The sequence below is a fragment of the Flavobacterium sp. 2755 genome, assembly GCF_031455715.1.
In the GTDB taxonomy this organism is placed as follows: Bacteria; Bacteroidota; Bacteroidia; order Flavobacteriales; family Flavobacteriaceae; genus Flavobacterium.
Genome location: NZ_JAVDTG010000001.1, coordinates 594,568 through 609,598, shown reverse-complemented (window position 1 = coordinate 609,598; position 15,031 = coordinate 594,568). Strand labels below are relative to the sequence as shown.

The window sequence follows — 15,031 nt, the reverse complement described above, 5'->3', positions numbered from 1 at the left end:
AAAGAATCATTTGTCGTAAAAGAATTATGATTTGTTTGAAAAGAATTGCTGTTTTACATCATTCGGTCGCATTCCGAATTTTTTATGAAAGGCATTCGAAAACGAACTCAGACTTTCATAACCAACTTCCCAAGCCGATTCCTGAACTGTTTTTTCGCTTTCGCGGAGTAATTCATACGCTTTGTTCAGCCGTTCTTCCTGAACAAATTTAAAAACCGGAATCCCGAAAAGTTCTTTAAAATTCTTCTTTAATTTATTACTGTTTAAACCCACCATTTGCGATAATTGCGTAATCGAAGGCGGTGTAGAATAATGCGTTGTTACAATTTCCTTAGCCTGAAAAAGTTTGTTTTTATCAATCTCTGATAATTCCGATTTTTTATCAGAAGCTAAAAGTCCGTAGAAATGCGCCAAAAGTTCATTGATCTGACTTTTTAAAAACAGGAAACGCGTATTTCCGGTATACGATGTATTAAAGATTTTTTGAACCGCCAATTGCATTTCAAGCGTCATATAAAAAGACGGGCCTTTTACAAAATGTTCTTTTGGGTTTAATAACTGCGGTAAATAATTTTCGAAAATCTCTCTTTCGGCCTGCGGAAGCGAATTCAGGTTTTTGAGTTTTGTAAAAATACTAATGGACTGCAAAGGTTTATCATGCTCAATTTTATGTGAGAATTCGACTTTTTGATTTCCGAAGAAACAAATGGCCAAGCCCGTTGTATTCATTAAATATTTCGTCTGATTATTATGCTTGATTTCCAGTTCAACATTGCCCGAACCATAAAAGGCAAAACCCACGGCATCTCCGTCAATTTCACATTTCTGAACTATTGTTTTAGTCGTATTAGATTGCTCTACTAAAACAATACAATCGTGTAATTCTATAATATCGGTTGTCATAATGGAAGCTGAGGTTTTAATAAAAAGCATGAAAAGTTACTATTTATTTTTTAAATAGATATTATTCAATAGCGGGCGATCAATTGCTTATTTTTGTAGAACGGCAAATTATTAATTAAAACTTTATGAGCGAATTAATTGGATTTAACGTCAGAGTATATGCGTTTTGTATAAATGATAACAAAGTTTTAGCGCTGCACGAAAGCTATGCCGGATCAAACATTTGCAAACTGCCGGGCGGCGGACTTGAATTTGGCGAAGGAACAATTGATTGTCTGCACAGAGAATTTCAGGAAGAACTAAACTTAAAAATTGAAGTTATAAAACACATTTATACACAAGAAAATTTTATAGTTTCCAGAATGAAAGATAACAGGCAGATTTTTACTATTTATTATCTGGTTAAGATTCTCAATATGGAAGAATTGGATGTTCAAATTTCAACTATCGAAAAATTAGAATGGTTTGATATGAATTCAGAAGCTTGCCCGCTCGTTCTTCCTACCGATAAAATTGCTTTTGAAAAATTAAAATTGGATTATTTTCTTTAATAATTGCTTCGTTTTCTCTTTTAAAATAAAAATATAAACCCTTGATTTTGCTTGAATTTTAATGATTTATGAAAAATAAATTAAAAAAAGCTTGCAAATTTAGACCGATCGGTCTAAATTTGCAGTGTCAAAATGAAAAAGATTATGAGTAAAGCAGAACGTACAAAACAGTTTATTATTGAAAAATCGGCTGCGATTATCAATAAAAAAGGAATGGCCGGAACTTCTTTAAGCGATATTATGGAAGCGACAAAACTGGCAAAAGGCGGTATTTACGGAAACTTTGAAAGCAAAGAAGAAATTTGTAAAGAATCGTTTTTGTATTTAAGATCGCAGTTAGCGGCCAAATTAGATAATGCGGTTTCGCAGGGAAAAACAGCAAGAGAAAAGCTTTATAAATTGTTAGCAGTTTATGAAAATAAAGATAACATGATGGACGGCTGTCCAATTTTAAATTTTGGAATTGAAGCAGATGATACAAACCCAGCTATAAAAGAACAGGTAAAAAAAGCTATTCTCTCAGCGCATAAAAGATATACGGATATAATTGAATTGGGAGTTGAAAACAAAGAACTTTTGGCAGAAATCAACGCTGAAAAATTTGCTATAATGGCATTTTCGATGATAGAAGGCGCTATTTTGTGCCGAAAAGTTTTTGATAACAACGAACAAATGGAAGTTGTTTTAGAAATCTTAAAAAATGAATTTGAAAGATATGTTATCTAACATATTTTTTTTAAAATATTTTAGACCGATTGGTCTATTTTGTAATAAATAAATTAATAATTAGAATGAGAAATTTAAAAGAGGATCACAAAGGATTCAGTACCATATTGGCTTTGGCCTTAATTCCGTTATCAGGATTTGCAACAGATATTTATCTGCCTTCACTTCCGGCAATGGCAAAAGATTTAAATGTTTCGGCATCGGCCATTCAGCTTACATTAGTATTTTTTATGTTCAGCCTCGGCATAAGCCAAATTTTTATTGGCAGTATATTAGACAGTTTCGGGCGTTTTAAAATAAGTATTGCATCGCTTGCCGTATTTTCAATAACCAGTTTTGTTATAGCGCTCGTTCCGGATATTTTTGTAATATATGCCATGCGTATTATTCAGGGAATCGCGATTGCTTTTATCGTAATTGCAAAACGTGCCTACTTTGTCGATTTATTTAAAGGCGATAAATTAAAAAGCTATATTAGTTTGTTCTCAATCATTTGGGCATGTGCACCCATTATGGCTCCATTTTTAGGTGGATACTTGGAACATAGCTTCGGCTGGAAATCTAATTTTTATTTCCTTGGTGGATTATCCTTGCTTATTTTACTTTTAGAACTTAGATATAGCGGAGAAAGTATCAAAGAACTGCATCCGTTTAAATTTAAAGCAATTACCAATACGTATTCAAACATGTTAAAATCAGTTGATTTTACTTTAGGATTCGTAATACTGGGAATCACTTTTGCGATCGTTATTATGTTCAATTTAACCAGTCCGTTTATAATAGAACGCATTTTTGGATATTCGGCAATAACAACGGGTTACAGCGCTTTATTATCTGGATTGTCTGTTATGATTGGCGGAATTACGGCAAAATCGATGATCAAAAAACCGTTGGCAAAAAAAGTGGGAACCGCCATAACCATTCAGCTAATTTTAGCTTTGCTGATGATTTTTACTTCTTCTTTCGAAAGTAATATTTACACTTTAGTCGCTTTTACAATGGGACTGAATATCTGTGGGGGATTTATATACAATATTGTTCTGGGATATTGTTTAAGCCGATTCTCCAAAAATGCAGGAGTTGCCAGCGGATTAACCGGCGGTGGAGCTTATATGGTAAGTGCTCTTTTTAGCTATAGTTTTGTGAATATATACGCTGTAAAAAGTCAGTTTTTATTAGGATTAGCAAACATCTCTTTGCTTGCCATTGTAGGTATAGTTTTTATCATTTTCAATAAATACAGATTGAAAAACTAATCTTCAAAATTACTATAAAATGATGCCTTTAAAATGGAGATTTTAAAGGCATTTTTTTTGCTTTTAAAATTTAAACTTAATATTATTTGTAGTATAATATTTATTTGTGCTCAAACACATTTAATATTTTATCAAAACAAGTCAAAATAATGTACTAAAAAACTTTCAAAATATTAAAATTCTGTGTTCGAACACATTTTTTCTAATTATTTTCTTGCAAATTACAATACAATATTTACTTTAGTCAGAAATAAGCTTTTTTATGTGATTCAAAAAGAACAAAATAGAACATTAAAAACGATGTTTTTAGTTCTAAAATTGAAATGCAGAAAAGGCGTATTTGAAATAGAAAATATTGCAATATTCTATCTATAATTTTTTTTAGTTGTTAACCCAAAATATCAAAATTATGAAAGTCAAGAAAATTACATTTTTTATTTTAATGTGTTTTGTACAAGGTTTTTCACAAACCTATGTTTCAACAACAGGAAACGATACAACCGGTACGGGAACTGCTGCTTTGCCGTATAAAACCATTGTAAAAGGAGTTCAGGCCGCGCCATCTGGAGGAACCGTTTTAGTACTTTCCGGAACGTATGCCGTTACGGGGCCAATATTCGTTGGAAAACCTTTAACGATTCAAAAAAGCGGATCTGGCGCTGTAGTAGTAAACGCGTCTGGATGGACAAGTACTGATACGTATGTTTTAGGAATTGTGAACACAAGCAATGTTACCATTGATGGTTTGACGATTTCGAACAAAATTGGAAACGGAAGTAAAGGAATCTGGATTTTAGCCAATTCTGGTGCAACGGCCAATTTGAATAACATTACAATCAAAAATTGTATTGTTAAGAATATCGGCTGGATCAGCAATAATCTTTCGGCGATCCCTGCAAACAGCGGTATTGTTACCAATGCCATAAAAGTTGATGGAGGAAACGGAACGTATGCCATTACAAACGTAAAAATCGAAACTAATGAAGTTGCAAATTGCGCAACAGGCTGGGGAGAAGCTGTAACCGTAACTGGAAATGTAAACGGATTTTCGGTTTCAGGGAACACAGTTTATGACATTGCCAATATTGGAATCGTGGCCGCTGGAAACTATTTATCAACCGGAGCAGCAAGCAATAATCAGGCAAGAAACGGTATCATTGCTTCCAACGAAGTTTTTAATTGTATGAGTGCTGTTGCCAATAGCGCAGGTATTTATGTTGACGGCGCTTTAAATTGTACCGTACAAAGAAATGAAGTTTATCGATGTGGAGTAGGGCTTTCTGTAGGTGCAGAACAAAATACTTCAACCGGAAACGGAGGTCTTTCTACAGGACATATTGTAAACAATAATTCGGTTTATAATAATGTTATAACGGGAGCAATTTTTGGAGGCGTTAATGGTTCTGGTTATACTACAAGTGTGGGAAATACCAAAATATTCAATAATACTTTTTACAAAAACAGAACCGGAGCAACCATTAATGGAGTTACCACAATTCAGGGAACTGCAGTTTCTACATTAGCCGATATTTACGGAGGTGAAGTGCATTTTCAAAACAGTTCGGGAATTACATACAAAAACAATATTATGTATGCGACAACGGGTAAAAAAGCATTTTTAGCTTCTTACGGATATACAATTTCAAGTTTTGTTTCGAACTATAATTTATATTACAGAGAAACAAATACCGATTTCATCATCGATTTAACAGGGACAAGCTTTAACGGAAGTTCTACAACCGGATCGTATAATGCGTCGCAGTTTGCCACAGCAACCGGACAAGATGTAAATTCTGTAGTTGGTTTACCAGGATTTACAAACGCTGCAGCTTTTAATTTTACGCTGGCTTCGGGAGCTTTTGCGACAGATAAAGGTGATCCAACTTATAGTTCGACTAATTCGGGAACTTTAGATTTTGATGATGATATTCGTAAAAGAAACGGAAGAATCGATATTGGATGTTCTGAATTACAGACGGGATCGACCTCTAAAAAAGCAGCAACTGCAGTAATTGCTGAAGAACAAATTGCCCCAAGCTTTTCTGTTTTCCCAAATCCGGCTTCAGATGAAATCAATATTAATTTCGGAAAAAGTGTCAATTCAGCCCATATAATTTTATTAGATTTAAACGGAAGAGAACTTTTAAAACAAGATTTTAGTTCGGTTGAATCAGCAAGAATTAATATTTCAAGTTTGAAGATCAATTCGCAATTAGTAATTCTTCAAATTAATGCCGATAACGAAATAACACACAATAAAATTTACTTAAAATAATGCCATTGAGGAGCAGAAGAATTTTTTCTTTTGCTCCTTTCTATTTTTTTCAAAATTCCGTACCTTTTTAGAATGAAAAATTACAATGTAAACCGAATCGAGAAAAACATTTTACAAATAAATGGTTTGGGAGATAATCCTTTTTGGGATAAAGCAGAAACATTAACCGATTTTACTTCGCCCTGGAGTGATTTAGAACCTGAAAAAATCGAATTCAGATCGTTATGGGATACGGAGAATATTTATTTCTGCTATAAGGTTTACGATGATAACATTCACATTGACAGACAAGACGATTCTATTGACAGTATTGGAGAATCTGACAGAGTTGAGATTTTCTTTAGAACAGATGAAAACCTAAATCCGTATTATTGTCTGGAAATTGATCCTACACCAAGAATCATGGATTTCATAGCTTCTCCGAAAAAGAAATTCGACTTTGACTGGAATTGGCCGGAAAATAATCTGTCGGTAAAATCAAGTATAAAAAGCGATCATTTTATTGTAGAATTCGCCATCAGCATTCAATCGCTGAAAAACTTTCATTTAATAAAAGATAACATTATTGAAGCCGGAATTTTTAGGGCAAAATACATCAAACAGGAAAATAAATTATTTGAACCAACGTGGATTACGTGGGTAAATCCAAATACGGAAACTCCTAATTTTCATATTGCCAGTTCTTTTGGAAAACTAACTTTAGGTTAGAATTTTGTTTAAACACATAGGGACATAGCTTTTCTGTGCGCTTAAAAAAGGCGTTTCACTTGCATTAATGCACATAGCTATGTGTGGAAACTAGTTTCTTTAATATTCTTTTATACACATTTGAACCTATGTTTCTATGTGTTTAAATCCATCAAATATTGGCAAATATAGCCCGCGGTTTCAACCGTGGGAAACGAATTATGATAATTTATTGCGTTCTCTTATTGCGTTCCAGTGGTTGAAACCACTGGCTATGTTTTATGTAGCGAGCTTAAAGATAAAGACCAAAAGTACTTCCTCGGAATGACAATTGCGTAGAAAAGCTATGTTTGTTAATGCAAGTGAAACGCCTTTTTTAAGCGCAACAAAACCTATGTCTCTATGTGTTAAAAAAAATATGCGCAAAGTCTATAAAAAATAATCCTTAGCGTTCTCCGTATTTACAATATCAATAGGAAGTAATTTTTCAGGACTAATCTCTTTCTCAAAAATAAAATGTTCAATCAAACTTGTAGTTCCCAAATACGCCTGACGTTTCGGGTTTTGATGAATCAAAAAGTCAATGGTTTTATTGTTTAGATATTCCAGATTATTCTCTAATAAATCATAACCCACAAGCGCGATTTTCTTTTCAGGATTCTTCGCAATAATTTTAGCAACCTGATACGCTTTAGAAGTCGTTACAAAAAGACCTTCAATAGCTGGATTTGATTCCAGATATTCTTTTAGGGTAGTTTTAAATTGTGGATGTTTTACTTTAAAGGTTTTAATTTCGAATTTTCCGCTTTCCAGATTTTCAAAATAATCTCTGAAACCTTTCTCTTTTTCCTGCATGTGAATGGCATTTTCATAATCTTCATCAATATGAACAATTGCGATTGTACCTTTCTTAATCAGTAAATCTAATAAACGTGCAGCAATCCTTCCGCTTTGGAACAAATCCTGTCCAACAAAACTTTTTATCGCACTCGATTTAAGCTGATTATTAAAAATACTCGAAATAATACCTTTAGAATTATAAGTTTCGATAGCATCAAGAGCTTCTTTATGAAATAACGGTACAAGCAGAACCGCATCTGGAGAAGAATTTAATACGTTTTGATTCGTTTCTACAAAAGAAGCCGTGCTCGTAGGATCAAACAAGAAAATCTCCACTTTTACATTAAAAGATTTAAACTCTTTTTTAGCTTCGTTTATACCATCAATACAAGGCTGCCAATAGGGATCGTTTGCAGAATCAGGAATCAGGACACAAATAGAATAAATCTGAGTTTTCTTTAAACTTCGTGCCATTAAATTAGGCTGATAATCAATTCTGTCCAGAACTTCATTCACCTTTTTTAAAGCATCTTCAGACACTTTTCCTCTTTTATGCAAAACACGGTCAACAGTCCCTTTTGAAACTCCCGCAAGTTCTGCAATATCCTTAATTGTATAAATCTTATCCATATAGAAACAAATATATATAAAAATCAAATATGAGAAAATATTAAATTATATGTGTTCGAAAACATTTTTATTGTGTTCGAGCACATTTTAACATTATTTTCTTTTTTTATAAAATATTAATATATACTTTAGCCGAATATTAATCACATTACGCATCATATTAACGATATAATTGTCAGATTAATATTTATTTTTCAATTTATAGGAGAAATTTTCAATATCTAAAAATTGCAAAATAATCGCTTTTACAGAATCATTTTTAAAAGCCGAAAAACGACCAAAAACCTTAAAAATAATAACCAACTAATAATACTATTTAAATGAGCAAAAGTAAACCTACTCTCGTGATCCTGGCGGCAGGTATTGGAAGTCGATATGGAGGATTAAAACAGTTAGATACATTTACGCCCGAAGGAGATACCATTATGGATTTTTCGATATATGATGCATTGCAGGCAGGTTTTGGAAAATTTGTATTTATTATAAGTAAAAACATTGAAGAAGAGTGTAAAGAGATATTCAATAAAAAACTAGAAGGAAAAGCTGAGGTAGGATATGTTTTTCAGGAAATTGAAAATGTACCGCCACAATACTTAAATCCCGAAAGAAAAAAACCGTGGGGAACCGGACATGCACTTTTAATGGCAAAAGATGAAGTAACTGAAAACTTCGCCATTATAAACGCCGATGATTTTTACGGTAAAGAAGCTTTTGAAATTATGGCAAAAGCTTTGACAGAAATGGATAAAGAATCATACAACTTTAATATGATGGCGTATCTGCTTAAAAATACCGTTTCAGATCATGGTTTTGTTTCCAGAGGAGAATGTCAGGTGGATGAAAACAATTATTTAACCGATGTTACCGAACGCACGCACATCGAAAAAATAGATGAAAAACTGATGCGTAAAGACGATAACGGAGAATTTATTCCAATTGATGAAAATACAATCGTTTCTATGAATTTTTGGGGATTTACACCAAAATGTTTTGAGTTTGGAGGCGCACTTTTTGAGCAGTTCCTAAAAGAAAACGAACACGATTTAAAAGCCGAATTTTTTATTACATCTGTCGTAAATGAGATTTTAAAATCAGATAATGCGTCTGTCGAAGTACTTCAGTCCAATGCAAAATGGTTTGGAGTAACGTATAAAGAGGATAAAGAAATAGTAAAAAAAGAAATTGAAAAGTTAAGAGCGCAAAAAGTTTATCCAACAAATCTTTGGTAATATGACAGCCGAACAACTAAAATTTATATTCGAACAGTTTGACCATATCGAGGTTTTTAAAACCTTCGAAGAACTGTCTTCCGGTCATATTAATGACACGTATTTACTAACGACTCAAAGTGGTAAACAATTTATTTTACAGCGTATTAACGAAGGCGTTTTTAAAGATGTTCCGGGATTAATTGCCAATAAAGTAAGCGTTAGTAAACATTTACAGAAAAAATTAAAAAATTTATCTGAAGCCGAATTAAAGCGCAGGGTTTTAACTTTTATCGGAACAAAAAAAGGCATTTTTTATTATCAGGACAAAGATGGAAATTTCTGGAATGTAATGGTTTATATAGAAGGAAGTTTAACTTTTGAAACTGTAAACAATGAAGAAATTGCTTATGAAGGCGGAAAACTTTTCGGAGAATTTTTAAATCTTACGAGCGATTTTGACGCCAGAAAACTAACAGAAGTAATTCCGAATTTCCATAATATGGCATTTCGTTATTCACAGTTTGATACCGCTTTAAAAGAAGCTTCGGAACAAAGAATTGAGCAGGCAAAAATCTTAATTCAAAATGTTCAGGATTTAAAAGAAGAAATGCATATTCTTCAAAATCTAAAAGACGCTAAAAAAATAAAACTTAGAGTTACGCACAACGATACAAAAATCTCCAACGCACTTTTTGACCAAAACAAAAAAGGACTTTGTGTGATTGATACTGATACAGTTATGCCGGGAATTATTCATTATGATTTTGGAGACGCAATAAGAACAATCTGCAACACAGCAGCCGAAGACGAACAAAATCTGGATTTGGTAAATTTCAATTTAGAGTTTTATAAAGCGTATGTAAAAGGATTTTTGGAGAAAACAAATTCTTCACTTTCAACATTGGAAATCAAATATCTTCCGCTTGGTGCCAAAACAATGACTTTTATAATGGCTTTGCGTTTTTTAACGGATTTCCTAAATGACGATGTGTATTATAAAACTGAATATCCGGAACATAATTTAGATCGTTCAAGAAACCAATTCAAATTGATTGAAAGCCTTACCGAACAATTCAGGGAAATGGAAGATTATAATTTGAATTTCATTGGATCATTAAAATAAAAAAGATGAAAAAATATGTAATTACCGGAGGTGCCGGTTTTATAGGAAGCCATATTGCCGAACATTTATCCAATCAAGGACATCAGGTTTTGATATTTGATAGTCTTAGAACGGGATTCGAACACAACCTAAACGGATTGAATGTTGAATTTATAAAAGGCGACATTCGCGACGAAAATTTAGTCAATGAAGTAATAAGCGGAGCAAGCGGTGTTTTTCATTTAGCAGCTTTAGTAAGCGTTCCAGAATCTCTTTTGAAAATCAAAGAATGTATCGAAATTAATACCATTGGAACAATTAATATTCTTGAAGCAGCAAAAAATAATGCAGATTGCAAAGTTGTATTGTCAACATCCGCAGCCAATTATGGAAACAATCCCGTTTTACCAAAAGTAGAAACCATGTTTCCGGAACCAATGACACCGTACGCAATCACAAAATTAGATGGCGAATATTACTTAAAAATGTATTTGGATCAATATAAAGTTCCAACGGCTTCTTTAAGATATTTCAACGTTTTTGGTCCGCGTCAAAATCCAGAATCGGCTTATGCGGCGGCAGTGCCAATTTTTATCAATAAAGCACTTCAAAACGAACCGATAATCATTTACGGAGACGGATCGCAGACCAGAGATTTTATTTATGTAAAAGATGTTGTAAAAGCTAATATTCTCGCTTCGCAAAAAGGAAGCGAAACTTATAATGTTGCTTTAGGACACAGCACATCGGTTTTAGAACTGGCCGAAAAAATTATAAAAATCACCAATTCTAAATCGCAGATCAAATTTTTAGACGAAAGACCCGGCGATATCAAACATTCAAAAGCCAATCCTGAAAAATTCAATCAGTTAGGTTTTAAACCAGAATACACAATTGATCAGGCATTAGAAGAAACTATTCTTTTTTACCATCAGGAATTAGTAAGCAAATAATTTTTAGACCGAAATATAATTAACCAATAGCAATGCAATATTTTAACACATAGAAACATAGGTTTAAATGTGTATAAAAAAGAATACCAAAGAAACAAGTTCCACACATAGCTATGTTTATTTGAATAAGTGAGTGTCTTTTTTAAACCGCCCAAATCTATGTTTCTATGTGTTAAAAATTACTAACAAAGAACAAACCAAACAAAAACCAAAAATATGTCACAAATCGATCTTACCTTAAAAAAAGAGCAAAACAGCACTTTGATTCCAATGGTTATTTTAACCTCTTTGTTTTTTATTTTTGGATTCGTAACCTGGTTAAACGGGCCGCTGATTCCATTTTTTAAATTAGCGTGTGAACTAACCGAATCACAATCGTATTTTGTGACGTTTGCCTTTTATATTGCCTATTTTGTAATGGCGATTCCGTCTTCATTTTTAATTGAAAAAGTGGGTTACAAAAATGGAATTTCATTAGGTTTAGGCGTAATTGCTGTTGGGGCACTTTTATTTTATCCCGCCGCAGCATCAAGAACTTTTGGATTTTTCCTAATCGCATTATTCGTAATGGGAACCGGTTTAGCCGTTTTGCAGACAGCAGCAAATCCGTATGTCGTTGTGATTGGTCCGCGTGAAAGTGCCGCGGCAAGAATCAGCGTTTTAGGAATTGCCAATAAACTGGCAGGTTTTCTGGCTCCGTTATTATTGACTTCTTTGGTTTTATCTAATATTGGAGATTATTCTGCCGATAAAATTGCCGTTATGACTTCCGTTCAAAAAGAAAGTGCTTTAGATGCGTTGGCTTTGCAATTGCAGACTCCGTATATTTACATGGCAGTGATTATGGTGGTTTTGGCTGTTTTGGTAAAATTTTCTCCACTTCCTGAAATTAATTTAGACGATGAAGGACAAGTAGAACATTTAAGCATTTTCAAACAAATAAAACAAGCCTTCAAACACCCGCAATTGGTTTTTGGTGTAATTACTTTAATGGTTTACATCGCCGCAGAAGTTTTAGCGGGAGATTCCATTGGCGGATTTGGAAAACAATTGGGAGTTTATGGAGAAAGCGGTTCGTTTTATTTAAAGCTGACTTCCTTCACGATGACTTTTATGGTTATCGGCTATATTCTGGGAATTACATTGATTCCAAAATACGTTTCGCAGGTTTCTGCCTTAAAAGTATCCGGATTTTTAGGACTTATTTTGGTTGCATTAATCGTAATACTTTCTCCAAAAATCATGATTCAGTTACCGGGAATTCCACAATTACCGTTGATAATTATTTTAGTTGCTTTATTAGGTTTAGCAAACGCACTTTGCTGGCCGGCAATTTGGCCAATGGCACTTCAGGATTTAGGAGGATATACAAAAATTGGCGGTGCAATTCTAATTATGGGAATTATTGGCGGAGCTGTTTTCCCGTTATTTTACGGTTTACTTGCCGATACAATCAACACTTCAAATGCATCCGAAGGAATTACCGAAACAGCAAAAAGCGGAAATCAATTAGCGTATTTGATATTATTACCAGCCTATTTAATGATTGTGTTTTTTGCTTTCAAAGGGCATAAATACAGGAAATGGTAATTAACCCAAAGTATGGTCATTGCGAGGAACGAAGCAACCGCACTAAAAAACTCGACAAAGATGAGCAAGTAGAACTTCGACAAAGTTTCACCTCAAAGTTTGTCATTCCGAGGAACGAGGAATCGCACGCGTAACTCGACAAAGATTGACGACTTAGTTTGCGGAGTTTCTAGTGCGATCTCTCCTTCGTCGAGATGACAAGATTGGGAGTAACCTTATAGAACACAAACATTTCATTCAAAATAAAATTCAAGTACTCAAATATCACATTTGAAGTGCTCCAGCTCAACTCATGTCTTTTTTAACCCAAAAGACATTCAAAAAAATTAAATCAAAAACATATTAAAAATATCCACAATGTTAAAAAGTAAAATAGACAAAGCAACCGGTTTTGAAAAGCGCTTCGAAAACATCAACACCGTTGTTTTTGAAAACTCAGGTGAAGCTTCAAAAGCCGTTGCACAGGAAATTGCAGCTTTAATCCAGTCAAAACAAAAAGAAAATAAACCTTGTATTCTGGGACTTGCAACAGGTTCTTCTCCAAAAGGACTTTACGCAGAACTGGTAAGACTTCACAAAGAAGAAGGCTTGAGTTTTAAAAACGTAATTAGTTTTAACTTGGATGAATATTATCCGATGGAACCAAATTCAATCAACAGTTACGTTCGTTTTATGAAAGAACTTTTGTTTGACCACGTTGACATTTTACCTGAAAACGCGCATGTTCCAGACGGACTTTTAACAAAAGAACAAATCGCAGATTATTGTCATGAATATGAAGCAAAAATTGAAGCTTTAGGCGGAATCGATCTTCAAATTCTGGGAATTGGAGGAAACGGACATATTGGTTTTAACGAATCTGGTTCGCTTCAAAACTCTAAAACAAGATTAGTAGCGCTCGATCATATCACAAGAGTTGCCGCAAGCAAAGATTTCTTCGGATTAAATAATACACCAAGAACTGCAATCACACTTGGAGTTAAAAAAATTATGGAAGCCAAAAGAGTAATTCTTTTAGCTTGGGGAGAAGGAAAAGCCAATATTGTGAAAAGATCTGTTGAAGATGAAGTTACAAACCGAGTTCCGGCTTCTTTTTTACAGGAACATGATGATGCTGTTTTTATTTTAGATAAGGAAGCATCTTCAAAATTAACGAGAATCAATAAACCGTGGCTGGTAGAGAAAATCGTCTGGACAGATAAATTGACCAGAAAAGCAGTTTTAGGATTAGCACTTGATCTTAAAAAACCAATTTTAATGCTTACCGATGCTGATTATATCGAAAACGGAATGAGCGATTTACTGGCAGATTCTGGTCCGGCATACGACATCAATATCAAAATATTCAATAAACTTCAAAATACCATTACGGGCTGGCCTGGTGGAAAACCAAATGCGGAAGATACTAACCGTCCTGAAAGGGCAGAACCGGCTAAAAAACGTGTTTTGATTTTCAGTCCGCATCCTGATGATGATATCATTAGTATGGGAGGAACATTCATGCGTCTGCAGGAGCAGGGACATGAGGTACATGTTGCTTACCAGACTTCTGGAAATATCGCTGTTGCGGATGATGAAGCGTTACGTTTCGCAAGATTCGTGATTGATTACAACGAAAAATTCAACATTAAAAGCGAGGAAGCAGACAACATCTACAAAAAAGCACAAACGTTTTTAGAGAATAAAAAGAACAGTGAAATTGATATTCCCGAAGTAAGATATATCAAAGGATTAATCAGAAAAGGAGAGGCGAGAGCAACAAGCCATTTTGTTGGATTAACCGATGATCAAATTCATTTTATGGAACTTCCTTTTTACGAAACTGGAACTATTGAAAAGAAACCAATCGGACAAGAAGATATCCAGTTAACAATGGATTTAATTGAAAAAATCAAACCGCATCAAATCTACGCAGCAGGAGATTTAGCTGACCCACACGGAACGCATAAAGTTTGTCTGGACGCGATTTTTGAAGCTGTAAAAGCATTGAAACCAAAACCATTTATGAACGACTGCTGGTTATGGTTATACAGAGGCGCTTGGCAGGAATGGGGAATTGACGAAGTAGAAATGGCAGTACCAATGAGCCCTGACCAAGTTTTAGCAAAACGCCACGGAATCTTCAAGCATCAATCTCAAAAAGATGGAGTTGTTTTCCAAGGAAGTGACGCCAGAGAATTTTGGCAGAGAGCCGAAGACCGAAACAGAGAAACCGCACAAGTCTACCAACAAATGGGACTTTCAAGCTACGCAGCGATGGAAGCTTTCGTGAGATGGCACTATTAAGTTGCTAAGGTTCTGAGATGC

General features: G+C 34.1%; 12 protein-coding genes. 10 read left to right on the top strand and 2 right to left on the bottom strand.

Features of this window, described 5'->3' with window-relative positions; translation table 11 throughout:
* Positions 1-24: 24 nt before the first annotated feature.
* A complete protein-coding gene (locus J2Y38_RS02510) occupies positions 25-903 on the bottom strand; it encodes an AraC family transcriptional regulator (RefSeq protein WP_309839275.1) in 879 nt (292 codons plus the stop codon).
* A gap of 125 nt (positions 904-1,028) precedes the next feature.
* Here J2Y38_RS02510 and J2Y38_RS02505 point away from each other — a divergent pair, with 125 nt between their 5' ends.
* From J2Y38_RS02505 to J2Y38_RS02485, 5 genes are all read left to right on the top strand, one after another.
* Positions 1,029-1,454 carry an NUDIX hydrolase gene (locus J2Y38_RS02505; protein WP_309839273.1) on the top strand — a complete coding sequence of 142 codons (426 nt, stop codon included), beginning with the start codon at positions 1,029-1,031 and terminating at the stop codon, positions 1,452-1,454.
* 144 nt (positions 1,455-1,598) lie between these two features.
* Entirely contained in the window at positions 1,599-2,180 is a 582-nt protein-coding gene (locus J2Y38_RS02500) for a TetR/AcrR family transcriptional regulator (protein ID WP_309839271.1), read from the top strand.
* Between the two features lie 65 nt (positions 2,181-2,245).
* Positions 2,246-3,436 (top strand): MFS transporter, encoded by a 1,191-nt coding sequence (locus J2Y38_RS02495; RefSeq protein ID WP_309839269.1) that lies wholly within the window; start codon positions 2,246-2,248, stop codon positions 3,434-3,436.
* A 409-nt stretch (positions 3,437-3,845) separates the two neighbouring features.
* Positions 3,846-5,711, top strand: a complete 1,866-nt coding sequence (locus J2Y38_RS02490) for a T9SS type A sorting domain-containing protein (protein ID WP_309839267.1) — start codon at positions 3,846-3,848, stop codon at positions 5,709-5,711.
* Positions 5,712-5,783: 72 nt separating this feature from the next.
* Positions 5,784-6,419, top strand: a complete 636-nt coding sequence (locus tag J2Y38_RS02485) for a carbohydrate-binding family 9-like protein (RefSeq protein ID WP_309839265.1) — start codon at positions 5,784-5,786, stop codon at positions 6,417-6,419.
* Positions 6,420-6,827: 408 nt separating this feature from the next.
* On the opposite strand, the gene J2Y38_RS02480 is transcribed toward J2Y38_RS02485, so the two are convergent.
* The gene (locus tag J2Y38_RS02480; protein WP_309839263.1) at positions 6,828-7,868 is read right to left on the bottom strand and encodes a substrate-binding domain-containing protein; all 1,041 of its coding nucleotides are present in this window, start codon (positions 7,866-7,868) and stop codon (positions 6,828-6,830) included.
* A gap of 320 nt (positions 7,869-8,188) precedes the next feature.
* On the opposite strand from J2Y38_RS02480, the gene J2Y38_RS02475 reads away from it, so the two are divergent.
* The 5 genes from J2Y38_RS02475 to nagB all read left to right on the top strand — a co-directional run bounded on the left by J2Y38_RS02475 (position 8,189) and on the right by nagB (position 15,010).
* Entirely contained in the window at positions 8,189-9,097 is a 909-nt protein-coding gene (locus J2Y38_RS02475) for a sugar phosphate nucleotidyltransferase (protein ID WP_309839261.1), read from the top strand.
* A 1-nt stretch (position 9,098) separates the two neighbouring features.
* The gene (locus tag J2Y38_RS02470; RefSeq protein WP_053473963.1) at positions 9,099-10,202 is read left to right on the top strand and encodes a phosphotransferase enzyme family protein; all 1,104 of its coding nucleotides are present in this window, start codon (positions 9,099-9,101) and stop codon (positions 10,200-10,202) included.
* Positions 10,203-10,207: 5 nt separating this feature from the next.
* Entirely contained in the window at positions 10,208-11,134 is a 927-nt protein-coding gene (locus J2Y38_RS02465; RefSeq protein WP_309839258.1) for an NAD-dependent epimerase/dehydratase family protein, read from the top strand.
* A 216-nt stretch (positions 11,135-11,350) separates the two neighbouring features.
* Positions 11,351-12,724, top strand: a complete 1,374-nt coding sequence (locus J2Y38_RS02460) for a sugar MFS transporter (RefSeq protein WP_309839256.1) — start codon at positions 11,351-11,353, stop codon at positions 12,722-12,724.
* Between the two features lie 357 nt (positions 12,725-13,081).
* Entirely contained in the window at positions 13,082-15,010 is a 1,929-nt protein-coding gene (gene nagB / locus J2Y38_RS02455) for a glucosamine-6-phosphate deaminase (RefSeq protein WP_309839254.1), read from the top strand.
* Positions 15,011-15,031 lie beyond the last annotated feature (21 nt).